This window comes from Nocardia arthritidis NBRC 100137, from assembly GCF_001612765.1.
Lineage (GTDB): Bacteria > Actinomycetota > Actinomycetes > Mycobacteriales > Mycobacteriaceae > Nocardia > Nocardia arthritidis.
The window spans coordinates 66803-91382 of sequence record NZ_BDBB01000021.1 but is presented as its reverse complement, the minus strand read 5'-3'; the positions used below and the strand labels follow the sequence as shown (position 1 = coordinate 91382).

At 70.2% G+C, this 24580-nt stretch carries 25 protein-coding genes and 1 pseudogene; 17 read left to right on the top strand and 9 right to left on the bottom strand.

Annotated features, from left to right (window positions below):
• Nucleotides 1-14 precede the first annotated feature (14 nt).
• Genes NA8_RS17325 through NA8_RS17315 form a run of 3 tightly spaced genes read right to left on the bottom strand, consistent with a single transcriptional unit; the run spans nt 15 to nt 2645 of the window.
• A complete protein-coding gene (locus tag NA8_RS17325) occupies nt 15-1007 on the bottom strand; it encodes a DUF8176 domain-containing protein (RefSeq protein ID WP_063051426.1) in 993 nt (330 codons plus the stop codon).
• Nucleotides 994-2325 (bottom strand): hypothetical protein, encoded by a 1332-nt coding sequence (locus NA8_RS17320; protein WP_063051425.1) that lies wholly within the window; start codon nt 2323-2325, stop codon nt 994-996. Before NA8_RS17320 ends, NA8_RS17325 begins: the two co-directional genes overlap by 14 nt.
• Nucleotides 2322-2645, bottom strand: coding sequence for a hypothetical protein (locus NA8_RS17315; RefSeq protein ID WP_063051424.1), 324 nt, complete (start codon nt 2643-2645; stop codon nt 2322-2324). Before NA8_RS17315 ends, NA8_RS17320 begins: the two co-directional genes overlap by 4 nt.
• Nucleotides 2646-3023: 378 nt before the next feature.
• Between NA8_RS17315 and NA8_RS17310 the strand changes: the two genes are divergently transcribed.
• From NA8_RS17310 to NA8_RS17295, 4 genes are all read left to right on the top strand, one after another.
• Entirely contained in the window at nt 3024-4118 is a 1095-nt protein-coding gene (locus NA8_RS17310; RefSeq protein WP_245663882.1) for a sugar ABC transporter substrate-binding protein, read from the top strand.
• 71 nt (nt 4119-4189) lie between these two features.
• Nucleotides 4190-4963 carry an ATP-binding cassette domain-containing protein gene (locus NA8_RS17305; RefSeq protein WP_063051423.1) on the top strand — a complete coding sequence of 258 codons (774 nt, stop codon included), beginning with the start codon at nt 4190-4192 and terminating at the stop codon, nt 4961-4963.
• Nucleotides 4960-6198 (top strand): sugar ABC transporter permease, encoded by a 1239-nt coding sequence (locus tag NA8_RS17300; RefSeq protein WP_063051422.1) that lies wholly within the window; start codon nt 4960-4962, stop codon nt 6196-6198. Before NA8_RS17305 ends, NA8_RS17300 begins: the two co-directional genes overlap by 4 nt.
• 31 nt (nt 6199-6229) lie before the next feature.
• Nucleotides 6230-7438 carry an ROK family transcriptional regulator gene (locus NA8_RS17295; RefSeq protein ID WP_063051421.1) on the top strand — a complete coding sequence of 403 codons (1209 nt, stop codon included), beginning with the start codon at nt 6230-6232 and terminating at the stop codon, nt 7436-7438.
• A 15-nt stretch (nt 7439-7453) separates the two neighbouring features.
• On the opposite strand, the gene NA8_RS17290 is transcribed toward NA8_RS17295, so the two are convergent.
• On the bottom strand, nt 7454-8701 hold the full coding sequence (locus NA8_RS17290) for a phthiocerol/phthiodiolone dimycocerosyl transferase family protein (RefSeq protein WP_063051420.1): 1248 nt from the start codon (nt 8699-8701) through the stop codon (nt 7454-7456).
• Nucleotides 8702-8928: 227 nt separating this feature from the next.
• On the opposite strand from NA8_RS17290, the gene NA8_RS17285 reads away from it, so the two are divergent.
• The 7 genes from NA8_RS17285 (at nt 8929) to NA8_RS17255 (ending at nt 14411) form a co-directional block, all read left to right on the top strand.
• A complete protein-coding gene (locus NA8_RS17285) occupies nt 8929-9615 on the top strand; it encodes a crotonase/enoyl-CoA hydratase family protein (RefSeq protein ID WP_063051419.1) in 687 nt (228 codons plus the stop codon).
• A 6-nt stretch (nt 9616-9621) separates the two neighbouring features.
• The gene (locus tag NA8_RS17280; RefSeq protein WP_063051418.1) at nt 9622-10203 is read left to right on the top strand and encodes a TetR/AcrR family transcriptional regulator; all 582 of its coding nucleotides are present in this window, start codon (nt 9622-9624) and stop codon (nt 10201-10203) included.
• A 290-nt stretch (nt 10204-10493) separates the two neighbouring features.
• Nucleotides 10494-11846 (top strand): flavin monoamine oxidase family protein, encoded by a 1353-nt coding sequence (locus tag NA8_RS17275; protein ID WP_063051417.1) that lies wholly within the window; start codon nt 10494-10496, stop codon nt 11844-11846.
• Nucleotides 11847-11904: 58 nt separating this feature from the next.
• Nucleotides 11905-12354, top strand: coding sequence for a universal stress protein (locus NA8_RS17270; protein WP_063051416.1), 450 nt, complete (start codon nt 11905-11907; stop codon nt 12352-12354).
• 57 nt (nt 12355-12411) lie between these two features.
• Nucleotides 12412-12906 carry a fluoride efflux transporter FluC gene (locus NA8_RS17265; protein ID WP_369690260.1) on the top strand — a complete coding sequence of 165 codons (495 nt, stop codon included), beginning with the start codon at nt 12412-12414 and terminating at the stop codon, nt 12904-12906.
• On the top strand, nt 12903-13271 hold the full coding sequence (gene crcB, locus NA8_RS17260) for a fluoride efflux transporter CrcB (protein ID WP_063051415.1): 369 nt from the start codon (nt 12903-12905) through the stop codon (nt 13269-13271). Before NA8_RS17265 ends, crcB begins: the two co-directional genes overlap by 4 nt.
• 135 nt (nt 13272-13406) lie before the next feature.
• Nucleotides 13407-14411 (top strand): cation diffusion facilitator family transporter, encoded by a 1005-nt coding sequence (locus NA8_RS17255; RefSeq protein WP_063051414.1) that lies wholly within the window; start codon nt 13407-13409, stop codon nt 14409-14411.
• Between the two features lies 1 nt (nt 14412).
• Here the strand turns inward: NA8_RS17255 and NA8_RS17250 are convergent, their stop codons facing one another.
• From NA8_RS17250 to NA8_RS35170, 3 genes are all read right to left on the bottom strand, one after another.
• Nucleotides 14413-15222, bottom strand: coding sequence for a class I SAM-dependent methyltransferase (locus tag NA8_RS17250; protein WP_063051413.1), 810 nt, complete (start codon nt 15220-15222; stop codon nt 14413-14415).
• A 77-nt stretch (nt 15223-15299) separates the two neighbouring features.
• Nucleotides 15300-16718 (bottom strand): amidase, encoded by a 1419-nt coding sequence (locus NA8_RS17245; RefSeq protein ID WP_063051412.1) that lies wholly within the window; start codon nt 16716-16718, stop codon nt 15300-15302.
• Between the two features lie 9 nt (nt 16719-16727).
• Entirely contained in the window at nt 16728-17540 is an 813-nt protein-coding gene (locus tag NA8_RS35170) for a hypothetical protein (RefSeq protein ID WP_245663881.1), read from the bottom strand.
• Nucleotides 17541-17658: 118 nt separating this feature from the next.
• Here NA8_RS35170 and NA8_RS35165 point away from each other — a divergent pair.
• The 3 genes and pseudogenes from NA8_RS35165 to NA8_RS17230 form a co-directional block, all read left to right on the top strand.
• Nucleotides 17659-18006 (top strand): annotated as a pseudogene (locus NA8_RS35165) (FUSC family protein); the annotation flags it as partial.
• A gap of 447 nt (nt 18007-18453) precedes the next feature.
• On the top strand, nt 18454-18906 hold the full coding sequence (locus NA8_RS17235) for an SRPBCC family protein (RefSeq protein WP_063051484.1): 453 nt from the start codon (nt 18454-18456) through the stop codon (nt 18904-18906).
• Complete coding sequence (locus tag NA8_RS17230) at nt 18903-19592, top strand: SDR family NAD(P)-dependent oxidoreductase (protein ID WP_063051411.1); 690 nt, start codon at nt 18903-18905, stop codon at nt 19590-19592. Before NA8_RS17235 ends, NA8_RS17230 begins: the two co-directional genes overlap by 4 nt.
• Here NA8_RS17230 and NA8_RS17225 read toward each other — a convergent pair whose 3' ends face one another.
• Nucleotides 19593-20846 (bottom strand): cytochrome P450, encoded by a 1254-nt coding sequence (locus NA8_RS17225; protein WP_063051410.1) that lies wholly within the window; start codon nt 20844-20846, stop codon nt 19593-19595.
• Between the two features lie 105 nt (nt 20847-20951).
• Here NA8_RS17225 and NA8_RS17220 point away from each other — a divergent pair, with 105 nt between their 5' ends.
• Nucleotides 20952-21422 carry a winged helix-turn-helix transcriptional regulator gene (locus NA8_RS17220; protein WP_062971618.1) on the top strand — a complete coding sequence of 157 codons (471 nt, stop codon included), beginning with the start codon at nt 20952-20954 and terminating at the stop codon, nt 21420-21422.
• Between the two features lie 381 nt (nt 21423-21803).
• Here the strand turns inward: NA8_RS17220 and NA8_RS17210 are convergent, their stop codons facing one another.
• Nucleotides 21804-22976: a L,D-transpeptidase gene (locus NA8_RS17210; protein WP_063051483.1), complete on the bottom strand. Its 1173-nt coding sequence runs from the start codon at nt 22974-22976 to the stop codon at nt 21804-21806.
• Between the two features lie 305 nt (nt 22977-23281).
• Here NA8_RS17210 and NA8_RS17205 point away from each other — a divergent pair, with 305 nt between their 5' ends.
• Entirely contained in the window at nt 23282-23578 is a 297-nt protein-coding gene (locus tag NA8_RS17205; protein WP_084466887.1) for a DUF6285 domain-containing protein, read from the top strand.
• On the top strand, nt 23575-24573 hold the full coding sequence (locus tag NA8_RS17200; RefSeq protein WP_063051407.1) for a phosphotransferase family protein: 999 nt from the start codon (nt 23575-23577) through the stop codon (nt 24571-24573). The genes NA8_RS17205 and NA8_RS17200 overlap by 4 nt, the downstream gene beginning before the upstream one ends.
• Nucleotides 24574-24580 lie beyond the last annotated feature (7 nt).

The window sequence follows — 24580 nt, the reverse complement described above, 5'->3', positions numbered from 1 at the left end:
GCCGCGCGGAGAGATCAGCCTGCCGTGATCCCGGTGATCAGCGTTTGATCGGTTCCGGTACGGGTGGTGATGAACTGGGTGAAGGTGTTCGGCTCTTCCTCCGGGAACTGCTGCGTCAACCGGACTTGCCACCGCGCCTGGCCGTCCGGGCCGTCCCCGGCCCGGGAGATCTCGACACAGTAGCGGGTGCCCGCGGGCACCTGGTTGATGCCGCGCTGGATCTGATCGGCGGGCGAGACCGCCGCGTCGGGGGCCACCACCGCGCGGGCCCGGTACCCGGACCGTTCGGCGTAGTAGGCGTACTCGAAGGCGAAGATCGCGTCGGGGCCGTTGCCGGTGCCGCCCGGATCGGTGCCGGAAACGACGTCGGCGGTGCGCTTCTGCTCACATCCCGGCGTGGCGATCGCCCACGGGGGCTTGACGCGCGAGGTGGATACCGAGGTGGTCGGCGCGGGCCCGGCCGCGCGCGGGGGCGACGTCGCCGCCGCTTTGCGCGAATTCGCGTCGGACCCATAGATCATGGCCAGGCCGATGGAGACGGTGGCGACCACGATACCGAGCACGATCAAGACCGTCAGTGAGCGGTTGCCGCGCTGTTGATCGGTGCGCCGAGGATGGCGCACCGGGGTGCCGGGATGGATACCGGAGCGATTGACGATTGCGGGCGTCGTGACGGGGCCGTCCTCGGACTCGACCGGCTCCGGCTCCGCGGGCGCGGTGCGCTGCTGCGCGGCCACCGGTTGCGGCACTCGCGCGGCCGGTGGCGCGGGCTCGAGCCATTGCTCCCACTCGCCGAGGCGCGGACGGACACTCTGCCGCTCCGGCGGGCGCGGCGGTTCCGCGGCCTCGTACTCCGGCTCCCGGCGACGAATCTGCTTGCGGCGGCCGGGTGACCGCCGTCGCTTCGACGGCTTGCTCGGAGGAATGCGCAGCATCGGCAGACCCGTGTCGAACGGATTGGCCTGGCCCGCGTCCTGACTGGGATGTTCCCGGTCAGGGGGTGTCATCGTCGAATTCGCCCAGCACCGGTACGACCGCTGTCACAGCGGACGGGATGGTCACGCCGAGCTGCCCGTCGCGCGGCTTGTGCTCGTGATCCTCGCCGCCCGGCGGCGGAGCAGGCGGCAGCACCATGCCGCCGGTCGGGCCGGGATGAACGGGGCGGTCCGGGCTGCCCGCAGGCGTCGGCGGCGTGGCGTCGCCGGGCGGTGCGACCGCGGGCGACGGCTTGCTTTCCGGCTTCGGCACGTCCGCCCGTGCGGCGGGCCCGGCGTTGCCGGGCGGGATCACCGAACCGGGACCGGTGGACGACGGCTTGTGCTCCTGCGACCCGCCGAAGTCGAACAGCTTCGAGGAATTCTTCGAGTCGTCGCCATTCGTGCCGGAGTTACCGGAGTTGGTGGTCGAGCCCGGGTTGATCAGTTCCGGGATCGCCTTGTCCGCGGCGGCCGCGACGGTGTCGATGCCGTGTATGCCGACTTCGGCGATCTTGTCGATGATGTGCGTGCCGATGTCGACGCCCGCGTTGATGGCCGTGGTGCCGAGGTCCACCCCTGCGGAGATCAGCTGCTGCTGCAATTGGAGCTGCGCGGCCATGGCCGGATCCATGGGCGTGGTGGTGGCGGGTGTCGTGGTGCCCGTGGTTGTGGTGCCGGGTACGACCTGCCCGGAATTGCCGGGGGAGACGGCCTGTCCCTGTCCGTGGGAGACGCCGGACGGTGCGGTGACCGTGAGCGGTCCCATTTCGTCGAGTCTCCTGGTGTGGTCGTTCATCTCGGTGCGCGCGGCCGTCACGGTGGTGAGCGCGTCGCGCAGCGCCTGGGTGGCGCGCGCGATGACCGCGTCGGTCTCCGGCGCGGAGGTCGCGTTGTCCAGGATCTCCCGTGCGTCGCGCCGGAAGTCGGCGATGATCTGGTCGACCTGCCGCGCCGCCCGCCCCGAGGTGGCGTGCGCGTCGGCGAGGACCGACAGGTAGGCGGGCCCCCGATCGGAAATGTCCCCGATCTGGGTCTGCGTCGTGCGCATCGCGGGCACCGCGCTGTCGGCGGCGCGGGAGGTCCAGGTGGACTCCAGCGCGTGCAGGCCTTCGCGGTGCGGGCCCTCGGTGTCCGCCACCTGGGTGGAGGCGGCCGAGAGCGCCCCGGTCGCGGCCGCGCTCGGCACGCCGACACCGGTGCCGAGTGAGGAGCGCAGCGTCAGCAGCGGGCGGACCAGCGCCGCCACGATCGGCGGGTCGGCCCCCGGTTCGGTGCTCGACGGCCGGGCGGTCTCGGCGGCGGGCTGGGTGGTGTGCGTCCGTTTCCGCAGTCCCATCAGGCTTCTCATGCCAGTGCCTCCCCCGAACGGGTGATCGCGCCCGCCGTCTCGGCGTCGACATCCTGCGCGTTCTCGCTGTAACCGCGCAGGACCCGGCCGTAGGCGCCGACCAGTTGCCCGGCGGTCGACAACGCTTCCGCGTGTTCGGATACGGCCGCCGAGAAGCGCGCCGCGAATTCCGCGCCCACGAGGCCGAGATCGGCGGCCAGCCGGTCGGGATCCACCGCGCCGGAGGCGACCGTGGCCGCCGACGCCAATTGTTTCGACACCGCGTCCGCAATCGCGGTGTAGGCGGCCATCGCCGCCGGGTCGAGCTTGAGCGTGTCCACTGTTCCCCTCCCGGATCCCAGTCTGTCGCTACCGCGCCATGATTCACCGCCAAGGGTACTGTGCCGGAGCGCTGTCATGCGCCCGATCCTCGGTGGTCGTTTCGCATAGATGCCACCCTTCCGCGTGTCCGGCGCGCGGCGCGGCGCGAGCGCGATCCCGTCACGTCCGCGGGCATGGTCCCGCGCGTCGGCCGACGCCCCTGTTCACGCCCCCTCGTCCCACCGGCCGCATCGGCGTACACCCGGGCAAACGCGCGCGTGTCGAGATTGTTATTCGGAACAACAAATTAGCTGTTGTGCGCTCCGTCACAGTCCAATATGTTGCTGTGAACAACATTCGTTCCACTCCGACCGGCCGGGACCTCGTCCCGGCCGGTGATGAAAGGCCCACTCATGCGCAAGGGCATGTTCAGCGCTGCCGCGTTGTCGTTCGCGCTCCTGGCCGTCACGCTCACCGCGTGCGGCGACGATTCCGCGGACTCCGGCGGCAAAACGCAGATCGGCGTGATCCTCCCGGACAGCAAGACCTCCGCCCGTTGGGAGACGGCGGACCGCAAGTACTTACAGCAGGCGTTCGAGGCCGCGGGGGTTCAGGCCGATATCCAGAATGCCCAGGGCGACAAGAACGCCTTCCAGACCATCGCCGACCAGATGATCACCAACGGCGCCACCGTCCTGGTGATGACCAACCTGGACAGCGGCACCGGCAAAGCGGTGATCCAGAAGGCCAAGTCGCAGGGCGTCACCGTGATCGACTACGACCGGCTCACTCTCGGCGGCGGCGCCCAGTACTACGTCTCCTTCGACAACGTGAAGGTCGGCAGCCTGCTCGGCGAGGGCGTCGCCCAATGCCTGACCGATCGCAACGCGGTGCGCCCGGTGGTCGCGTATCTCGACGGCGGACCGACCGACAACAACGCCACGCTGCTGAAGACCGGCTACGACGGAGTGCTGAGGGCCCGGTTCGACGCGGGCCAGTACGTCAAGGGGCCCGATCAGGCCGTCCCGGAGTGGGACAACACGAAGGCGGGCACCATCTTCGAACAGATGCTCACCGGCCGGCCGGACATCGGGGGCGTCGTCGCGGCGAACGACGGTTTGGCCAACGCCGCGATCGCGGTGCTGAAGAAACAGAAGCTGAACGGGCAGGTGCCGGTCAGCGGGCAGGACGCCACGGTCCAGGGCCTGCAGAACGTTCTGGCGGGCGACCAGTGCATGACCGTCTACAAGGCGATCCAGAAGGAGGCCGAGGCGACCGCGAAACTCGCGGTGGCCCTGGTGAAGGGCGAGCAGGGCAGCACCAACGGCGCGGTGCGCGACCCGGAGTCGAACGCCGACGTGCCGTCGGTGCTGCTGGAGCCGAAGCCGATCTATCCGCACAACGTCAAGGACGTGGTGGCCGACGGCTACGTCACCAAAGCCGAGCTGTGCACCGGCGAGTTCGCGAAACTCTGCGCGGACAACGGGATCTGATATCGCAACGCCCCTTCCGCGGTTCGATGAGGGGATCGCGGAAGGGGCTCCATCCTTCGGAGGAGCCACCCATGCCCGAACTGCCGGTCATCGAATTACGCGGAGTAGAGAAAAGCTTCGGTCCCGTCCACGTCCTGCACGAAGTCGCCTTCAGCGCCTATCCCGGTGAGGTGACCGCTCTCGTCGGCGACAACGGCGCGGGCAAGTCCACGCTGGTCAAATGCATCGGCGGCACCCACCCGATCGACGCGGGCGAATTCCTCTTCGAGGGCGCGCCGGTGCAGGTGCACAGCCCGCGCGACGCTGCCGCGCTCGGCATCGAGATCGTCTACCAGGATCTCGCGCTCTGCGACAACCTGGACATCGTCCAGAACATGTTTCTCGGCCGGGAACGCAGCCGCGGTCTCGTGCTCGACGAATACGCGATGGAGGAACTCGCCGGGAAGACGCTGGCGAGCCTGTCGGTGCGCACCGTCAAATCGGTCCGGCAGCAGGTCGCCAGCCTGTCCGGCGGACAGCGCCAGACGGTGGCGATCGCGAAAGCCGTGCTGTGGAACAGCAAGGTGGTGATCCTCGACGAGCCGACGGCCGCGCTGGGCGTCGCGCAGACCCAGCAGGTGCTCGAGCTGGTGCGCAGGCTCGCCGACCAGGGTCTGGCGGTGGTGCTGATCTCACACAACATGAACGACGTCTTCGCGGTGTCCGACCGGATCGCCGCGCTCTACCTCGGCCGGATGGCCGCCCAGGTACGGACCTCCGACGTGACGCACGCGCAGGTCGTCGAATTGATCACGGCAGGACGCAGCGGAGCGCTCGGCCTCGAGGCGAGCGGAGCGACCCGATGACCGCGGTGACCACCGAGCGGCGACCGGCGGCGGCGCCGGTGACCGACCTGATGAGCGGCTACGTCGGCCGGGTGCGCGGCGGCGACATGGGGGCGTTGCCCTCGGTGATCGCGCTCGTCGTGCTCTCGGCCGTCTTCTGGGCGGCGCGCCCGGTCTTCATGTCCGAGGCCAACTTCGCCAATCTGTTCACCCAGGGCGCGGCGATCGCGGTGATCGCGATGGGGCTGATCTTCGTGCTGCTGCTCGGCGAGATCGACCTGTCGGCCGGGTTCACCAGCGGGGTCTGCGCCGCCGTGCTCGCCGTGCTGCTCACCGACAAAGGGTGGCCGTGGTATTCGGCGGTGCTGGTCTCGCTGCTCACCGGCGTGGTGATCGGGCTCGTGATCGGCACGGTCGTGGTGAAGATCGGGATCCCGTCGTTCGTGGTGACGCTGGCCGCGTTCCTCGCGTTGCAGGGCGTGGCGCTGAAGATCATGGACAACGGCCGCAATATCTCCATCCGCGACGAGACGATCGTCGCGATCGCGAACAAGAACGTGCCGCCGGCGATCGGCTGGGCGTTGTACGCGGTGCTGGTCGCCGGATTCGCACTCGTGCAGTACCGGAAGTTGCGGGCGCGCACGAAACTCGGGCTCACCGGCACGACGGCGCGGGCGGTCGTGGTGCGCGTCGTGCTACTGGCGATCGTGGCGGGCGCGGCAGTGCTGGTGCTCAACGGCGAGCGCAGCCGCAACCCCGCGTTGCACTCGCTGGCGGGGATGCCCATCGTCGTGCCGCTGATCGTGGCGCTGTTGCTGCTGTGGACGTTCGTGCTGGACCGCACCGCGTTCGGCAGGCACATCTACGCCGTCGGCGGCAATGCCGAGGCAGCCCGGCGCGCGGGCATCGCGGTGGATCGCGTGAAGATCACCGCGTTCGTGCTGTGTTCGACCATGGCGGCGGTCGGCGGACTCATCGCGGCGTCGCGCGCGAACTCCGTCGATCCGAACACCGGCGGCAGCGACGTGCTGCTCACGGCGGTCGGCGCGGCAGTGATCGGCGGCACCAGCCTGTTCGGCGGCCGCGGACGGATGCTGGACGCCGTGCTCGGCGCCGCGGTGGTCGCGGTGATCAACAACGGGATGGGGCTGATGGGCTACAGCGCGGGCACGAAATTCGTTGTGACAGGATTCGTGCTGCTCTTGGCGGCCGGAGTGGACGCCCTGTCCCGAAGGCGCGCGCTCCTACAGCGATGAACCCCCCAGCCCCGTGACGAAAGCCCGGTGAATGCGAGCAGCACCTTCGCCCGAGGAGATCCGCACGCGCAATCTCGCCGCGTTGCTGCGGCATGTGCACCGTGACGGCGCGGTGTCGCGCGCCGCGCTCGCCGAGCGGATGGGGTTGAACCGCAGCACGATTCTCGCGCTCACCACCGATCTGGCGGCGGCGGGTCTGGTGAGCGAGGAATTGCCCGGGCAGACCGGACGGGCGGGCAGGCCGTCGCTGGTGGTGCGGCCGCGAGCCGACCGGGTCTACGTCGTCGCGCTCGACGTGGGCGCCGACCGGCTCGCCGCCGCGCGGGTCGGGCTGGGCGGTTCGGTGCTCGAGCGCACCGAGACCGCCCGTCCTGGCGGCGCGTTCGACCCGGACGACGTGATCGCCGCGCTGGCGGCGATGGCCAGGGCGATGATCGCCACGGCCGCGCCGGACGCTCGGTGCGTGGGCGTCGGGGTCGCGTTCTGCGGCATGGTCCGCGAGGAGGACGGCGTGGTGCGGTACGGGCCGAATCTCGGCTGGGTGGACGTCGCCTTAGGCGCCGAGCTGACCAGGGAACTCGATCTCGGCCTGCGCGTCGCGGTCGGCAACAACGCCAACCTCGGCGCGCTGGCCGAACGCGAACGCGGTGTCGGCGTCGGCCTGGCGAACTCGATCTACCTGCACGGCGACGTCGGCATCGGCGGCGGCATCATCGTCAACGGTGAATTGCTCGGCGGGGACGGCGGTTACGGCGGGGAAGTCGGCCACATGATCGTGAATCCGGGTGGGCGGCCCTGCGCCTGCGGCTCCCGGGGCTGTCTGGAGGCCGAAGCGGGCGAACTCGGGTTGATCGCGGCGGCGGGACGCAGCGATCCTCCCGGGCAAGCGGCGGTGGACGCGATCGTCGAGGCCGCCGCCCGCGGCGACACGACGGCGCGGGACGCGCTGCGCCAGGTCGGCGAATGGCTCGGATACGGAGTCGCCAATCTGGTGAACGTCTTCAATCCGTCCGTGGTGGTATTCGGCGGCGTGCTGCGGGAGATCTACCTGGCCTCGGCGGCGCAGGTACGCAGCCGGTTGGCGGTCAACGGCCTGCAAGCCGTCCGCGAACGGGTCCGGTTGCGCACCAGCGCGCTCGGCGGCGACGCGACCCTGATCGGCGCCGCGGAACTGGCCTTCACCGACGTGCTCACCGATCCGCTGCAGACGCCGGCCCGACCGTCCGCCGCGCGCGCCTGACGAATCCGGCCGGATTCACGCGGCGCCTGCCGCGCCGAACTCCGACAGGTGGCCGGCGAGCAGACGTACGCGCACCCGCTGTTCCTCGGTGGTCTCCTCCGGGTGGTGGATCTCGATGCTCAGGCGGTCGTCGAATGTGCTGATGATGATGGTGCCGCTCGGCTGCTGGAGCCGGTGCCCGGTCTTGTCCGGCTTGCCGAGCATGATCGAGCGGAAGTCGGTGATCCGCAGCTCGTCCGGCACCCGAGGTCTGCCCACGCGTCCCCAGTTGGTGGCCAGCACGATTCCCGGCGCGCGCGGCGGAGGGCCCGCGGTGATCTCGGGGATGTGAAGCGGGGTCCGCTGCACCGTGCCCGAGTCGAGTCCGGCGCGCAGCGTGTCGCTGATGTCGCGGGCCAGATCGACGAGCGTCGCGCCGGTCCGCCGCGCCGGGACGAAGTTCGCGAAGCCGAGCACGTTGGTGCCTTCGGTCATCCCGATCGGTGGCCTCACCCGGCTGCGCAGGTCGACCGAGTAGGTGTAGGACAGGTCGGTCAGCGGCAGCCCGCGCAACTCGGCCTCGGTGAGCAGGATCGCGGCGGAGGCGAGGCCGTTGATCGTGGTGTGCTCTCGGTGCCCGAGCTCGACCAGCGCCGCGGTCTGCTTCCGGGTCAGCCTGCAGCGTGCGGTGCGGGGGACGAGGTATCCGGGATCCTCCGGGCCCGTGCGACTCCGGGCGATCTCCATGGGGCGGTGCGACATGGGCGCGGCGTCGATCTTCCGCATGCCGCGCTCGTGCAGCAGGTCTTCCACCGATCGTGGGAAGCCGTGCTGCGGCAGGTCGGCCTGCCCGCGCCGCACGAGGTCGGTGTAGCAGGACCACAGCTCGGCGAACACGGCCAGCGAATGATAGGCATCCGCGACGCTGTGGTGGGTCACCAAGGTGACCCCCGCGCCGGCGCTGTCGCGGACGACGCCCAGCGCGGCAACCGCAGTGCGCTGGTCCAGCCGGGCGCCGGTGAGCAACCGCTCGGGATCGCCCTCGGCGACCGTCAGCTCCGGTGCGGCTGCCGGTGATTCGAGCAGAAGGTGCCCGCCGCGCCCGTCCGGCTCCAGGTGGGCGCCGAGGATCGGGCGGGAGCGAACCACGGCTTCGAACGCCGACGACAGCGCGGCGAGATCCAACCGCCCCGCGACCCGAAGCGAATAGCCGACGAGCACTTCGCTGTTGGCGAAGATCGCCTCGCTCGGCGCCAGCGGGCGGATGACGGTTGCTGCGGTCATGTCGCTTCCTTCACCTGAGCCTGTCCCGAGGCTAGTCCGAAGCCCGGACGCGCCAGGCTTTTTCGGCAGCATCATCTGTTCGCTGTATCGGCGGATCCACGGCCGTTGTTTCGTCTCGTTGCCGTAACGACACTTGGTCCGAGACCCACCCTCCGGCCCGGAGCCCAGGGTTAGCCACGACAGCTTCTAGAGTGATACTCTAGAGTCTTGCTCTAGAGGAGGACGCCATGACCGAACTCGTCACCTACCGGCTCGACGGCGGGGTCGCCACGATCACGCTCGACGACGGCAAAGCGAATGTCATGTCCGAGAACATGATCGCCGCCATCGCCGCCGCCCTGGACCGGGCCGAGGCCGACCGGGCGGTCGTCCTGTTGACCGGGCGTCCCCGGATGTTCTCGGCCGGCTACGACCTGGCGACGTTCTCCCGTTCCGCCGACGACATCCGCCGCACCCTGCGAGCCGGCGGCGACCTGGTCCATCGGCTGCTCGGGTTCCCGTACCCCGTCGTTGCGGCATGTCCGGGGCACGCGATCGCCCAGGGAGCGTTCACGCTGCTGGCCGCGGACGTGCGGTTCGGTGTCACGGGGGATTTCAAACTCGGCCTCAACGAGGTCGCCATCGGGCTGACCATCCCGCACTACGGCGTGGAAGCGGCGCGGCACCGGCTCACCGCGCCCGGATTCGACCGGGCCGCGAACACCGGAATCCTGGTCGGGCCCGAGGAAGCCAGGGAATTGGGCTTTCTCGACGTGCTCGCCGCCGACGCGGACGATCTGCGTACGCGCGCGACGGCCGAAGCGCACCGATTGACCGGAATCGACTTCGCGGCGCACGCCGGGACGAAAATCCGGGTGCGTGCGCAGGCGCTCGCCGCGATCCGTTCCGGCATCGACGCCGAGTTCGGCGCGTAGCGGGTAATGCGCACTCGGGAGCGGATCCTGGCCGAGGCGACCGAACAGCTGCTGGCCAAGGGGTATCCGTCGTTCACGATGGCCGGCGTGCGCGATCGGCTCGGCTTGTCCAGCGGCAGCATGTTCCACGCGTTCGGGTCGAAAGCCGAATTGGCCGCCGCGGTCTACGTCACCGGGATGCTCGACTATCAGCGGACCGTGCTGGACCACCTCGACGCGCCGGATGTCGGTCCCGAGCAGGCGATCCGCGCGATGCTCGCGGCCCATCTCGGCTGGGTGCAGGATCATCGCGACCTCGCCCGCTTCCTGTTCGCCACCCTTCCGGACGAGGTGGCGCGCGCCGCCGAGCCCGAACTGGCACAGCACAATCGGGCCTTCTTCGGCGCGCTGCGGCGCAGGTACCGAGAGCTGCTCGTCACCGCGGACGTGGGCGGAGACGGCTATCCGGTGGCCCACGCGATCTGCGTCGGACCGGCGCAGGAGTATTGCAGGCAGTGGGTGCGCGGACGCGTCTCGTCGCCGCCGCGCTCGCTGATCGCGACCTTCCAGGATGCCGCCGTCGCCGCTCTCGCCACGCTGAGGCGTTAGCCACTCGACGACCGCGGCCGATCGCTGCTCACCACGAGACTGGGACGTGAACGAACAGCCGAGTAGCGCAGCCGACCGGACGCGGGTCCGCGCCGAGCGTGGCGCGGTGACTTCCCGCCGGTGCACGACCCGGTCGGCGCACCGTCGACTGCTGTTCACCGCCATGCGGCCCGGGTCGCACGACACCGAGGGTCGTCGGCTCTCGCCCGCGGATCTCCGTGCCGGTTGCGGATCGGCCACGGGTGATCGACAGTGGTTGTCGAGTTTCGGTGCGGCGACGGGAGGCCACCATGGACCGTGCGGACGTGGTAGTCGTCGGAGCGGGATACGCCGGGCTGTGCGCGGCGCGGACGTTGCGAGCTGCCGGTCGGGATGTCGTCGTCCTGGAGGCGAGTGATCGTGCCGGCGGTCGCACGCTGACCGCGCGGGTCGGGGACGGATGGGCCGTCGATCTGGGCGGACAGTGGATCTCGGGCGCGCAGACGCGATTCGCCGCGCTGGCCGAGGAATACGGCGCCGTGACCTACGCGCCGCCCGAAGGGGTCGACCTGCTGGTCGAGGGAGTGGTCCGGCGGCCGTTCGCAGGCGCCCGCCCGCCGCTTCCGACGTTCGTCCTGCTCGTGCTCGCCCAGGCCATGTGGCGGATGGAACGGATGGCTGCCCGGATCGACCTCGCCCGCCCGTGGACCACACCTGGCGCGGACCGGCTGGACGCGATGACCGCGGCGACCTGGTTGCGCCGGAACGTGCCGGAGCGGCGCGCGCGGAACCTGGCGGAGGTCATGATCGGCGAGGAGCTGTGCGTCGACGTGGGCAGCATCTCGATGCTCGGTCTGCTCACCACGATTCGCTCGGCGGGCGGCGTCGAGGCAGGGATCACCGCCGAGACGGTGACCCGCTTGTTCATCGACGGCGCCGACGGGCCCGCGCTGGCCATCGCCGCCGAACTGGGCGACGCGGTGCGTCTCGGCGCGGCGGTCACGAGTATCCGTCAGGGCGTGGACGGTGTGCGGGTGAGCGCCGACTCCGGTGACGTGGCCGCCGGGCACGTGATCGTGGCGGTGCCGCCCACCCTGGCCGGACGCATCGCCTACGACCCACCGCTGCCCGCCGCGCGGGACCAACTGACCCAGCGCATGCCGATGGGCTCGGTCCTGAAATCGTTCGCGGTCTACGAGCGGCCGTTCTGGCGCGACGACTCGTTCACCGGCCAGTCGCTGAACCTCCACGATCCGGTGCCGGTCACCTTCGACGCGACACGCCCCGGCGGTCCGGGCGTGCTCGGCGCGCTGGTGCCGGGCCGGGCCGCGCAACGGCTGGCCGCCCTTCCCCCGAGCGAGCGACGCGCCATGATCATCGGTTCGCTCGTGCGCGCCTTCGGGCACGTCGCTCGCGAGCCGATCGAGTGGCACGAAAAGGTCTGGGCCGACGATCCATACGCCCGCGGCGGCTACAACTCCTTCTTCCCGCCGGGCGTCCTGACCACCCTCGGCTCGGCGTTGCGCCACCCGGTCGGTGCGATCCACTGGGCCGGAAGCGAAACCGCCACGGAGTGGTCGGGCTACATCGAGGGGGCGATCCGCTCGGGCGAGCGCGCGGCAGCCGAAGTGCTCGCGGCCGATCGTGCCGTGGCGACAGCATGATTGCCGCAAGGTTGCCGGAAGGCTGGCTCCGGCCTGGGAGAGGGATCACAATGGAGAGGTGTTCCAGCGGATCGTGGTGGGTTACGACGACTCGCCCGGCGCCAGGGCCGCCTTGACCATGGCGCTCGACTTGGCGACGGTGCACCACGCCGCGCTCACGGTCGTCGCGGTCGAAGAGTATCTGCCGCACTACGGTCCGGTGGTCGGTGAGATCGAGGACGAACGCTCCATCGGGGAACAGACCTGCCGCCGATGGCTCGCCACCGCCGCCGAGACGGCCGAACAGCGCGGCATCGCGGTGCGGGCCGAACTCCGCGCGGGTCAGGCGGCGCGGGAACTGGCCACGGCCGCCGCCGATCACGATGCCGACCTGCTGGTGCTGGGACGCAGCGGGCACTCGGGCATCTGGGGGCGTTTCATGGGCAGCACCGCGGAGAAGGCCGCACGGCACGTCGGGTGTTCGGTTCTCGTCGCACACGACGGCGTCGAGAAGGCCGGGCACCGGTGAGTGCGGCGTCGTTGCCCGCGGTGGCGCCGCCGCGGAGGCTTCGGGTAAGAGTTCTGCGTGACCGATGAACTGACCGAGGAACCGGCAGGCATCGCCGAGCGCGCGCGGGGTCCCGCTCGACGGCGGGATTTCTGGCGTACCCACGGCTCGGCTTCGGTGGTCGTCGCCCTCGGCGGGGCGCTCGGGGCGCTCGCGCGCTACGGTCTCGCCCAGGGGTTGCCCGGCCGCCCCGGGCACTTCCCGCTGGCCACCTTCGTCACCAATGTCGCTGGCTGCTTCGTGATCGGCGTGCTGATGGTCGCGGTGACCGAGATCTGGACTGTCCACCGGTTGCTGCGTCCCTTCCTCGGGGTAGGCGTGCTGGGCGGGTTCACGACCTTCTCGACCTACGCCAACGAGGTTCGTGGTCTGCTGCGGCCGGGCACGATCGTCGTCGCGGCCGGATATCTGGCGGGCACCCTGCTCTGCGCCCTGCTGGCCACCCTCACCGCCATGTGGCTCACCAGGGCCGGATACGAGCGGCTGCGGCACGGGTGCAGGAGAGTGCCATGACCGTGCTGCTGGTTCTCGTGGGGGGCGCGATCGGCGCGCCGTTGCGATATCTCATCGACCGCGCGGTGCAGGATCGCCGCGACAGCCTGTTCCCCTGGGGCACGTTCTCGGTCAATCTGATCGGCTGTCTCGTGCTCGGCGCGCTCAGTGGGGCCGGGACGGCGCTGGCCTCGCCGCTGTTCGTCCTGCTCGGCACCGGATTCTGCGGAGCGCTGACCACCTACAGCACCTTCGCTTACGAAACCGTGCGGCTGGCGGAGCGCGGCGCCTATTTCTTCGCGGCGATGAACGTGGTGGTCAGCGTCTCCGCAGGTCTGATCGCTACGGTGTCGACCTATGCGGCAGTACACGCCCTGTTCGGCTGATCCGCGCCGACGAGCGCGTATGCGACGTGATCCAGCTCACTCCGCTGCGCTGTCGCACGCCGGTAGGGGTCGGCTAAGCTGACGAGACAGATGCAGATATGCGCATACATTCGGTGCTGGAAGGGGTCTGGGTCGATGGGACACGAACATGGTCACGCGCACGGGCACGGGCTGTCGGGTGCGGCCGATCGCAGGTGGCTGACCATCGCGCTGGCTCTCATCGTCGGTTTCATGTCGGTCGAGGTCGTGATCGGCGTGCTGGCCAACTCGCTGGCCCTGCTGTCGGACGCGGCGCACATGCTCACCGACGCCGCCTCCATTGTCCTCGCGCTCATTGCTATCCGGCTCGCCGCCCGCCCGGCGAACGGCAAGTACACCTACGGATACAAGCGCGCCGAGATCCTCTCGGCGCAGGCCAACGGAGTCACGTTGCTCGTGCTGGCGGGCTGGCTCACCTACGAGGCGGTGCGCCGTCTGCTGGAGCCGCCCGAGGTGACCGGCGGCCTCGTGTTGGCGACCGCGCTGGCCGGTGTGGTGGTCAACATCGCGGCCGCCTGGGCGATCAGCAAGGCCAACCGCTCCAGTCTCAACGTGGAGGGCGCCTTCCAGCATGTGCTCAACGACCTCTACGGATTCATCGCCACCGCCGTGGCCGGCCTGGTCGTGCTGACCACCGGCTTCGCCAGGGCGGACGCGATCGCCACGCTGATCGTCGTCGCGCTGATGGTCAAGGCGGGGCTCGGGCTGGTGCGTGAATCCGGCCGGATCTTCCTGGAGGCGGCGCCCGCGGGCGTCGATCCGGACGCGCTCGGGCGCGGGCTGGTGGACATCGAGGGCGTCGACGAGGTGCACGACCTGCACGTCTGGCAGATCACCTCCGGCGACATCGCCCTGTCGGCGCATGTGCTGGTCCGCGCGGGCGCGGACTGCCACGGACTGCGTCAGCGGATCGAGCATCTGCTCGACCACGACTACGGCATCACCCACACCACGTTGCAGGTCGATCACACCCACGCCGTCGCCTCCTCGGCGGACGCCCAGGCGCAGCGCCTGCTGCCGGTGCTGGAGGACCACTGCGACGACGCCCACGGCCCGGTGCACCGCGACCGCCCGTCGTCCGCGACGAACGTCGCGCCCTGACCTATCGGGCACCACGCGCATGGACGATGGCGGGCGGGATGTCCCGCAGCACCGGAAGGCGGTCGAACAGCGGAAGACTCACCGCGAGCGGACCGCGGGAAGGGCTGAACGACGTCGTCGTCACCTCCGCCACCCGCGGGCTCCATTCGCGCAGCAGTCGCGCCGCGTCGCTACGTTTGACGCCCCACGGCATCGGCGGCGTCGTGTAGTGCGGTGTTTTGGCGTAGCCGTTCATGGTCTTGCGCGAGAACCAGGGCGGAATGGTGTCGAACATCAGCTCCACGGCAGGCAGCCGGTCGAAGATCGTGGTGCACAGCCGGCGCACCTCGTCGGCTTCGAAGTACATGAAAAGGCCCTGCGCCGTGACGAAGACACCGCGTTCGGCGTCGACCTCGTCCAACCAGGCCGTGTCGAGCGCGCTGATCGGCAGATGACGGCAGCGCTCGCTCGGCGGCAGGAATCGTTCGCGCAATGCGATGCCCTCGGGCACGTCCACGCACAGCCAATGCACCTGTCCGTCGTCGCATCGTTGGAATTGAGTCTCCAACCCCGCGGCGAGTTCGACGACGGTGCCGCCGGGGTGCGCCGCGAGCCAGGGCCGCAGCACCTGATCGAAACGCAGCGACCGCACCGCGTGCGTGCCGTCGGGCGCACCGAATGCCCGCTCGTAGTCATAATCGAGCGCGTCGAATATCTGGACGCAGTCCGGGTCGCGCAGGATGCCGTCCGCCCGTTTCGCTTCCGCCGCCCGGTTGTACAGCGTCCACAGCATGGTCTCCGGGACTCCGGTCAATTCGACACTCGTGCCCATGATTTCGTCCCCCTCTGGCCCGCGGCCGTCCGCCCCGAATGAGCGAACTCAGCCTAGCCTGATAAAGGCCGGAATGGTCAGTGATCCAGGCGGGGGAACGGCCGCTCGGCCTCCACCAGATAGGCCAGCTCCAGCAGTGTGCGTTCGTTGCCGCGGGTGGCGGCGAACTGCACCCCGACGGGCAACCCCGCGTCGGTCAGGCCCGCGGGAACGGTGATGGCCGGCGTCCCGGTGATGTTGTTGATCGGAGTGAAGCAGACGTAGGCGCGCAACCGGTCGATGAGTTCGTCGAACGGCACGGTCGGGCTGAGGTAGCCGAGCTCCGGCGTGGTGTGGCCGAGCGTGGGAAGCAGCACCGCGTCGTAGGGTCCGAGTGCCTGTTCGTAGGTGGCCGCCGCCGCGCGTAGTCGGTGGAGCGTGAGCGGAGCGTGCAAGGCCCGGCGGAGGAAGAGGGCACGGAGGCCGACGGTGAGGTCGTCCACGCGGCGTGCGTCGAATCGGCGGTCGAGGAACCGTCCCGTCATGGTGATGGCGGCCGCGAGCAGGCCCCAGTAGTGGAGGAAGGCGCGTTCGATCGTGGCGTCGAACGGCAGCGGAACCGGCTCGACCGAATGGCCGCCCGCCTCGAGGACACGCGCCACACTTTCGACCGCCTCCCGGGTCGGACCGGCGGCCAGCGGCCCGGCGAGGTTGTCGAGCACTACCGCTATCCGCATGCGCCGGGTCGCAGGGCCGTCGACGTGGCCGATCGGTGGCAGCGCCGGATTGCGCCAGTATCGTTCGGCCGCCGCGGTGTACACCGCCGTATCGCGCACCGTCCTGGTCAGCACCCCTTCACTGACGATGTCGACCGGCAACGTGCGCGCCAGCCCGGACACCACATGCCGTCCCCGCGTCGGCTTCAAGCCGACCAGTCCGGCGCACGCCGCGGGAATCCGGATCGATCCGCCGCCGTCGTTGCCGTGCGCGATCGGGACGACACCCGCCGCCACCAGCGCGGCGGCCCCGCCCGACGAGCCGCCCACCGAATAGCCGGTGTGCCACGGGTTGCGGGTGGGCGCGAGGTGCGGCGTTTCACTGCTGGCGTTGAAGCCGAATTCGGGCATGGCGCTCTTGCCGAGAACGGTCAGGCCGGTGCTGAGGAACTGGCGGGTGTAGCCGCTGTGCGCACCGGCGGGGCGCGCGCGGAACGCGGCGGTGCCCTGATTCGTCGGCATCCCGGCCACGTCGGTGTTGTCCTTCACGAAACTGGGCACGCCATACAAGGCGCCGGTCCGCTCGGCGGGCAGCAGCGGTTCGGCATAGCTCGGGTAGGCCACGGCCGCCAAGTCTTCGACCTGCCCGGCGCGCGCCGCCGCGGCGGCGGCGAGTTCACCTGGCGAGAGCTCGCCGTCGCGCACCAGCGCGGACAGGGCGACGGCGTCGTAGTCACCGAGCGCGTCGTCACCGAAGGCGTGGACGCGCGTGGGTAGTGGAATATGAGCGTCGGCGGTCATCCCCCGAATCTAATGTGTGCTACAGGCAGCTCTCCAGAGCAGAAAGGACAGCAGGTGGCGGCGACATATCCGGATCCGGTGCCGCCGCAGGGCCGGGTCGGCTCGCTGTTGTTCGCCCTGCCGCCCGCGGGCAGGCGGTGGAGTGTGGCGGTGCGTGCCGCGCTGGCGTTCGCCGTCCCCGCCGCGATCGTCACCGGTCTCGGGCATCCGGACGCGGCCCTGTTCGTCATGTTCGGGGCCTTCGCGGTGCTCTACGGCGAAGGGCGGCCGTTTCGGGTGCGCGGCCGGGTCGTGCTGACGGCCGGATCGGCGCTGCTCGCCGCCTGTGGCACAGGCGCGCTGATCGGCGGAGTGCTGGACGCGGGGCTCGGTTCGTCGCTGCTCATGGTGCTCGTGGTGTCGGCGATAGCGGTCGTGGCCGTGTTCGTCATCGACGCCCTGCGGCTCGGTCCGCCGGGGGCGCTGTTCTTCGCGCTGGTCTGCGCCGGAGCGATGAAAGCCGCCGAGGCCGGGGCGGCTGTGGAGACGCTGTTGCTCTGCACGGCCTGCGGTGTGGTCGCGTCGATCGTCGTCTCGATGGCCGGGGTGCTGCGTGATCGCCGCAAGCCCGAACGGATCGCGGTCGACGCGGCGGTCCGCGCGGTCGACGCCTACATCGAGGCCCGGGAGGCGGGGGCGCCCGCCATCGACCTGCGCCACCGGGCGGGCGCGGCGATGGCGGACGCGTGGGCGGCGGTCTACGACGCGGGCCTGCCCTCGGACCCTGGGGAAGCCGAACTGCTGGCCACCCTGCAGGGCGCGCGGCGCGGCCTCGCCGGGCACGTTCCCGACGACGACACCGACGATCTGCTGGTCGATCCTTTGGTCTCGTTCGCCCGGCCGGGCGTCGGCTTCCGGCTGCGGCTCCCTGTCGTTCTCCTCGCACGCGGCGATCAGCGCGATGCGCGTCGCCGCGGGCTGTGTGGGCGCGGGTGCGCTGAGCGCGCTGCTCGGTCTGGACCGGCCGCACTGGGCGGTGCTCAGCGCCCTCATCGTCCTGCAAGCCGGGCCCGATCGCGTGCGCGGGCAAGTGCGGGCCATTCACCGGTTCGTCGGAACGATCGCGGGCCTCGGGCTGTTCGCGCTCATCTTCCAGCTCGGGCCGACCGGGTACGCGCTGATCGCACTGGTGGCCGCGCTGCAATTCGGCATCGAGCTGTTCGTGCCGCGGAATTACGCGCTGGCCGTCGTCTTCATCACGCCGGTCGCGCTGATCGCGGGCGGGGTCGCCACCACGGGCGGCCCGATCGGGCCGGTGATCCGCGATCGGCTGTGGGAGACCATGATCGGCGTCGCCGTCGCCGTGCTGGCGCTGTACGGCGTCGCGCCCCACGGGCACCGGCGCACCTTCCACTGGATGGAACACCGCGTGCGCTCCGCCGCCCGCGCCCTGCTCGACCACCTGCGCCGCAAGCCGATGGACGCCGAAGCGTGGGTGCTGGTCCAGCATCTGCAATTCGAACTGGTCGGCGTGGTCCGCAGCGGCATCGACTCGGCGACCGACGACCCCGAGTGGACCCGCGAGTACTGGCCGGAGCACGCGGCCCTCGCGCACTTCGGCCACGATCTGCTCGCCGCTTGCTGGGTGCTGCAACCCGGACAGTGGCTGTCGGACGTGGACGGCTGGGCGTCCCGCCTGACGGCAGCGCGGTTCGACCCGGAAGCGACGGCGGGACCGCCTGCTAGCGTTCGGCGCATGCATGACAGCGTGACCGTCCGGATGGCCGCCCCCGCCGACAAGATCTGGGAACTGGTCAGTGACATCGAGAACACCGGGCGGTTCAGTCCGGAGACGTTCGCCGCGGAGTGGCTCGGCGGCGCCACCGGACCCGCGGTGGGCGTGAAGTTCCGCGGTCACGTCAACCGCAACGGCTGGGGGCTGAAGTACGCGACCGTGTGCCGCATCGTCGCCTGCGAGCCCGGTCGCGAGTTCGCGTTCACCGTGCTCGGACCGAAAGGCATGCCGATCAACACGTGGCGCTACGTCTTCGAACCGGTCGACGGCGGCACCGATGTCACCGAGTCGTTCCAGCTGCACAGCAACCCTGTGCTGCGGCTGTACTGGTTGCTCGCCGGGTGGACGCGCGGCAAGACCAACGTCGAGGGCATGCGCGAGACGCTGAACCGGATCAAGGCCGTCGTCGAATGATCCCGTCCGACAGCCGCCCGGCACCGGAGACCTCGGCTGCTCCCGTGCTGCTCGTGCTCGGCGCAGGTCCCGGTGTCGGGCTGTCGGTCGCCGGCCTGTTCGCCGCCGACGGCTTCACCACCGTGCTGGCCTGCCGGTTACCCGAGGAGGCCGAACCGCTGGCGGCGCAGTTGCGTGAGCAGGGGTTCCACGCGGAGGGCGCCGGGGTGGATCTGCGCGATCCCGCCGACGTGGGCCGGGTCGTCACTGAGGTGGGCGAGCGCTACGGCCGCATCGACGTGTTGCACTTCAATCCCAGCATCTTCCGTGAGGCCGATCCGTTGCAGCTCTCGGTCGCCGCATTGATCGAAGACTTCACCGTGGGCGCCGCGGCTTTGCTGCCCGCGGTCCAGACAGCGCGTCCGTTCCTGGCCGAGGGCGCCCGCGTGCTGGTCACCGGCAGTGCGGCCGCGGACAAGCCGTGGCACCGGGCCGCCTCGCTCGGCGTCCAGAAGGCGGCGGTGCGCAACCTGGTCACCAGCTTGGACGCCACCCTCGCCCCCGTCGGCGTACGGGCCGTCGCGGTGCAGGTCAACGGAGTGCTGGGCGAGGGAGCGTTCACGCGGGACCGGGTCGCCGCGGCGCTGCACGCGGCGGCCACCCGCCCCGTCGAGGGGTGGACGCCGCACGTCTCCTACGACGGCTGACTACCTGGGCCGGATCTCCGCGAACTCGATGGGCAGGTGCGCGGGCCCGCGTAGATTCACGTGTTCCCGGTACGGCGGCGGGTCCCCCGGCAGCGAGGGGTCTTCGACTCGTTGCGCGAACCGGGTCAACGCCACTCGCGCCTCCAAGCGAGCCAGGGGAGCGCCGAGGCAGAAGTGCGCCCCGAGGCCGAAGGCCAGGTGGCGGTTATCGCGCGCCGGATCGAATCGGTCGGGGTCGCCGAACACCGACGGGTCGCGGTGCGCGGCGGCGATCAGCAGTACCACCAGATCGCCGCGCTCGATGTCCATGCCGCCGATGCTGAGCCCGTCGGCGGCGACGCGCGGGATCAGCTGGACCGGCGGGTCGAAGCGCAGCGTCTCCTCGACGACGCCCGCCGCGCGGTCCGGATCCGCCCGGAGGGCGGCGAGTTCCTCCGGCCTGCGCAGCAGGGCGAGGATCGCGTTGGCGATCAGGTTGACGGTGGTCTCGTGCCCGGCGACCAGCAACAGCGCGCAGGTCGAGATCAGTTCCGCGTGGGTGAGCACGTCCCCTGCGTCTTCGGCGGCGATGAGTTCGGACAGCAGATCCGGGCCCGGGGTGCGCCTGCGGCGGTCGATGAGTTCTTCGAAGTAGGCGTGCAATTCGGTCCCGGCGCGCCGGATCTCGGCGGGGTCGGCGCGGAATTGAGCGGCCGCGCGGGACGTCGGGTCGAGCGTGCGGGACAGCAGCGCCGACCAGGCGCTCAACCGCGCCTCGTCCGCCAGCGGCACGCCGAGCAGTTCGCAGATGACGGTCACCGGCAGCGGATAGGCCAAGTGGTCGACGGCGTCGAATCGTCCCGTACGAGCGCGCTGGTCGAGCAAGTCGTCGACGATCTCGGTGATCCGGGGCTCCAGCTGCCGCACGACGCGCGGGGTGAACGCCTTGGACACCAGGCGGCGCAGGCGAGTGTGATCGGGCGGGTCGAGGAACAGGAACGACGGCTTCGCCTGTGCCGCACCGTCTTCGCGGGTCCCGTCGTAGATCGGCATCGAGCCGAGCTGTAACCGGGCCAGTGACCGGTCGACGCTCGCGCGCGGATCGCGCAATACCGCGGCGCAGTCGGCGTAGCGGGTCAGCACGACCACCGGCGCCGTGCCGATCCGGAACGCGCCGCAGTCGCGTAGCCGCGCGAACAGCGGGTACGGGTCCGGTCGCACCGCGGGGTCGAGCAGGCGCACGTAATCGTCGGTCGGGTGGTTCGTGGTCGTCATCGACGCTCCCAGCTGTCCGGCCCGGAACGGGCACCGGTGTTATCGGTATTATTCAGATACCGTCAGTAGGAAAGCAATACCATGACGGGATGCGAAGATAGCGCCATGACACTGCGGCGCCCGGTCGACGATTCGGTCACCCGCGTCGTCGAGCTGCTCGGCGACCGGTGGACCATCCTGCTCATCGCCGAGGCGTTCTTCGGGGTGCATCGTTTCAGCGATTTCGCCCGCAATATCGGCATCACCAACCGCAACCTGCTCACCAGCCGCCTGCGCATGCTGATCGACGCGGGCATCTTCACTCGCACCGACCACGGCGGCGGGCGCGTCGACTACCACCTCACCGCCGCGGGCCGCGAGTTGTATCCGATCGTCACAGCGATGATGGTCTGGGGTGATCACCACCTGGTCGGGCCGGAGGGCAGGCCGGTCGTCCTGGAACATCGCACCTGCGGGGAGGAGACCTCACCCATGCTGGTCTGCGACCACTGCCGCGAGCCGATCGACCCGCGCGAGGTCGAACCGAAGGCGGGTCCCGGCTTCCACCAGCCACCGGGCGCCGAACAGGCCGGTTGAGAAAATCGCTCGGGCCGAGCACCCGGGCATCGGCGCTGACGTCGCATCGAACTCGCGGTGGGCACCACCTGGTCCGAGCGGTGGGAGAGCGGGTAGGCCGAGCGCAGCGCGTCGATCGCGGGAGCGGCCCCTGAAGTGTGTTGCGGCTGAGCGGTCCTCAGTCCAGCTGGTTGACGAATGCCTCGGCGAGATAGAGCGGTAGGAGTAGGTAGTACAGCAGCATCGCCATCGAGCCGGCTCCGATCGTCAACGCGGGTCCCGCGCGGTGCCGCCGCGGGTACGCCGCGCAGGGATTGGAGACCGAGTGGTCTCGCGAGTGCAGGAATGTAGTGCAGCTTCCCGGCATCGGCAAGGGCGGCCAGCGTGTCGGCGGGACGGACCCTATCGAAGGGCGCTGCCCCGCACCCACTGATCCCACGGCAGCCCCCAGTCGCCGTTCTGCCAGACCTCCAGCGGGGCGCCTCCGGTGTTGCGGATCTCCACGACGTCACCGGGGACGGCGAAATTGAAGAACCACCGGGCGTTCTCGCCGCTGAGATTGAGGCAGCCGTGCGAGACGTCGGTGTTGCCCTGGGCCCAGACGGTGGAGTCGAGCTGGTGCAGGTAGATGCCGTCGGTGCTGATCCGGGTCGCCCAGCCGATGGACTCCTTGTAGCCCAGGCGAGAGTTGATCGGCAGGCCGTAGGTGGAGGAATCCATGATCACCGGATTGGCCTTGTCCATCACCGTGTAGATGCCGGGCTGGGTCCAGAACGTGAGCGTCTTGCCGCCGATGACCTCGCTGCCGCCCATGCCCATCGAGGTCGGCATGGTGCGGATCAGCTTGCCGTTCTCGAAGACCTGGATCTGCTTGGTGTTGTCGTCGGCGATCGAGACGTGCGACGCGCCGATGGTGAACGTGGTCTCGGTGTCCTCCTGGCCGTAGAGCCCGCGGCCGAGTTCCTGGCCGTAGATGTTCGCCGCCACACTGACCTTGGTGCCCGGGGTGTAGTACTCCCGTGGCCGCCAATGCACGTTGCGATCGTCCAGCCAGTACCAGGAGCCCTCCACCGGCGGGTCGGTGGTGACCGACAAATGTTTCTCGGCGACGGCGCGGTCGGGGACGTCCTCGTCGAAGTGGGCCACCACCACGGTGCCCACCCCGAACGTGCCGCCGTCGGACAGCGGAGTGCCGCCCGTGGTGGTCAGCGACACCTTCGTCTGATTGTTCGGGGTCAGCGTGGAGAAGGTCGCGGTGGTCGGCCCGGTCCTTCCGGTGACGGTGAGCCCTTCCGCGGTCACCGTGTAGGTGCGGCCGTAGCCGAGCGGCTCGGTGGGCTTCCAGGCCGTCTTGTCCGGCGTCATGATCCCCTCGACGGCGTTGCCCTGCTCGTTGGTCATGGTGACCGAGGTCAGCTGCCCTTCGGAGGCGCTGACCTGGATCGGTGCGAGCGGATCGACGTTGCGGGCCCCCGACGCGGGCGTGATGGTGAGGGGCGAGGGCGCAGGCCCTGCCGCTCCCGGCGTACCGCCCGGCTCGGACGACGACGAGCACGCCGCCACGATCACCGCCATGACCAGGGCGATCCCCGCGACGACTCCGGATCGGACGCGACTGGTCGCCAATGCATTTCTCCTGTTTCAGCCCAGCGCAACGAATGGCGCACCCCGCGCCTACTGCCCCTCGCATTTTACCGACCGCCACCATGGGCAACCCCATGCGAAGGAGGACCCGTGGCAGATTCCCAGCCGGCACACAGGAAGCGACTCGCCGGTGGGATTGTTGCGGCTGCGTCGGCCAGGGGTGACGGCCGAAAGTGCCGATCGGGACGGTACCGGTGCGTGCCATGCTGGGGGCCGGAACCGACCGAGGGGAACGCATGCAGAATCGCCCATCGGCAGCGGAGCTGCTGGAATCGATCGCCGAGTTGCTCGAGCAGACGCTGCTGCCCGCCCTGCCCGCGGGGTTGCAGCACAAGGCGCGGGTGGGCGCCAATCTCGCCAGGATCGTGCGCAGGGAGATCGAATCGGGCCCCGCCGCGGCCGAGCATGAGCGCGAGTTGCTCGACACGGTGGCCGAGGGGGATGACGAGCACCTCTGGGAAGCGCTGGTTTCGATCGTGCGGGCCGATCTGGCGATCGCCAAACCCGGGTACGACACCTGGGCGGGCGAGTGAGCTCCGACCTGGCACGCGGTCTGGCCCGGTTCCTCGAGTCGGGGAGCGGCCGCGCGGTGACGGTGTCGAACGTCGAATACCTCTCCGCGGGCGCCCGTCGCCGTAACGTCGCCTTCGAAACCGACCTGGAGGGCGGGACGCGACGCTTGGTCGCGACCATCGTGCCGAGCGCGATCGAGCTGGTTCCGGTCGACGTGGAGGCCGCGGTCCGCGAACTGGCGCGGACGCACGGTGTGCCGGTGCCCCCCGTGGTGGCGATCTGTACCGACAGCGCCTATGTCGGCGGGCCGTTCGTGGTCTCCGAACGGGTGGACGGGGAAACCGTGCCCCGCAAGGTATTACGGCTGGCGGAGGCGGCGGGTCTCGGCGAACGAGTCGCCGAGCAGCTCGGCGAGGCCATGGGCCGTCTGCATGCCATCGACCCGGCGACCGCGCCCGCTCGCCTGCCCGAAGCGGCGGCCGATCCGGAACGCCAGCTGACCGAGGCGGGCGAGCACGTGCGCGCGCTCTTGCCGGACCGGCCGGTGTTCGCGCTCGCACTGCGCTGGCTGGAGCGCCACTGCCCGCCCGCGCCGCCCCGTACCGCGCTGCTGCACACCGACATGCGCAACGGCAACATCGTCGTCGGGCCCGACGGCCTGCGAGCCGTACTGGACTGGGAAGGCGCGCAGCGTCATGGCGATCCGATGCGTGACGTGGCCTGGCCCGCGCTGCGCATGTGGCGCTTCCGCGCGGACGACCGGGAATTCGGCGGGCTCGCGGGCCGCGCCGCGTTCGTGCGCGGCTACCGGCGCGCGGGCGGCGGTTTCGACGGGGACCGGTTCCGCTGGTGGAAGGTGATGTGCACGCTCGCCTGGGGCGTCGGACTGGCCGGGCAGGCCGCGGCCCACTCGGACGGCAGCGTGCGAGACATCGTGATGGCGGCCAGCGGGCGCCGCGTGTCGGAAATCGAATGGGACCTGCTGATGCAGATCCGGCCCACTGCGAAAGGCTAGATGCCCG

Bases quoted from the DNA above. Each gene is read 5' to 3' on its own strand.
- NA8_RS17255 (WP_063051414.1), top strand. From the start codon at position 13,407: ATGGGACACGAACATGGTCACGCGCACGGGCACGGGCTGTCGGGTGCG.
- NA8_RS17300 (WP_063051422.1), top strand. From the start codon at position 4,960: ATGACCGCGGTGACCACCGAGCGGCGACCGGCGGCGGCGCCGGTGACC.
- NA8_RS17225 (WP_063051410.1), bottom strand. From the start codon at position 20,846: ATGACGACCACGAACCACCCGACCGACGATTACGTGCGCCTGCTCGAC.
- NA8_RS17250 (WP_063051413.1), bottom strand. From the start codon at position 15,222: ATGGGCACGAGTGTCGAATTGACCGGAGTCCCGGAGACCATGCTGTGG.
- NA8_RS17320 (WP_063051425.1), bottom strand. From the start codon at position 2,325: ATGAGAAGCCTGATGGGACTGCGGAAACGGACGCACACCACCCAGCCC.
- NA8_RS17290 (WP_063051420.1), bottom strand. From the start codon at position 8,701: ATGACCGCAGCAACCGTCATCCGCCCGCTGGCGCCGAGCGAGGCGATC.
- NA8_RS17310 (WP_245663882.1), top strand. From the start codon at position 3,024: ATGAAAGGCCCACTCATGCGCAAGGGCATGTTCAGCGCTGCCGCGTTG.
- NA8_RS17220 (WP_062971618.1), top strand. From the start codon at position 20,952: ATGACACTGCGGCGCCCGGTCGACGATTCGGTCACCCGCGTCGTCGAG.
- NA8_RS17235 (WP_063051484.1), top strand. From the start codon at position 18,454: ATGCATGACAGCGTGACCGTCCGGATGGCCGCCCCCGCCGACAAGATC.
- NA8_RS17305 (WP_063051423.1), top strand. From the start codon at position 4,190: ATGCCCGAACTGCCGGTCATCGAATTACGCGGAGTAGAGAAAAGCTTC.
- NA8_RS17285 (WP_063051419.1), top strand. From the start codon at position 8,929: ATGACCGAACTCGTCACCTACCGGCTCGACGGCGGGGTCGCCACGATC.
- NA8_RS17280 (WP_063051418.1), top strand. From the start codon at position 9,622: ATGCGCACTCGGGAGCGGATCCTGGCCGAGGCGACCGAACAGCTGCTG.
- NA8_RS17210 (WP_063051483.1), bottom strand. From the start codon at position 22,976: ATGGCGGTGATCGTGGCGGCGTGCTCGTCGTCGTCCGAGCCGGGCGGT.
- NA8_RS17230 (WP_063051411.1), top strand. From the start codon at position 18,903: ATGATCCCGTCCGACAGCCGCCCGGCACCGGAGACCTCGGCTGCTCCC.
- NA8_RS17295 (WP_063051421.1), top strand. From the start codon at position 6,230: ATGCGAGCAGCACCTTCGCCCGAGGAGATCCGCACGCGCAATCTCGCC.
- NA8_RS17245 (WP_063051412.1), bottom strand. From the start codon at position 16,718: ATGACCGCCGACGCTCATATTCCACTACCCACGCGCGTCCACGCCTTC.
- NA8_RS17325 (WP_063051426.1), bottom strand. From the start codon at position 1,007: ATGACACCCCCTGACCGGGAACATCCCAGTCAGGACGCGGGCCAGGCC.
- crcB (WP_063051415.1), top strand. From the start codon at position 12,903: ATGACCGTGCTGCTGGTTCTCGTGGGGGGCGCGATCGGCGCGCCGTTG.
- NA8_RS17205 (WP_084466887.1), top strand. From the start codon at position 23,282: ATGCAGAATCGCCCATCGGCAGCGGAGCTGCTGGAATCGATCGCCGAG.
- NA8_RS17275 (WP_063051417.1), top strand. From the start codon at position 10,494: ATGGACCGTGCGGACGTGGTAGTCGTCGGAGCGGGATACGCCGGGCTG.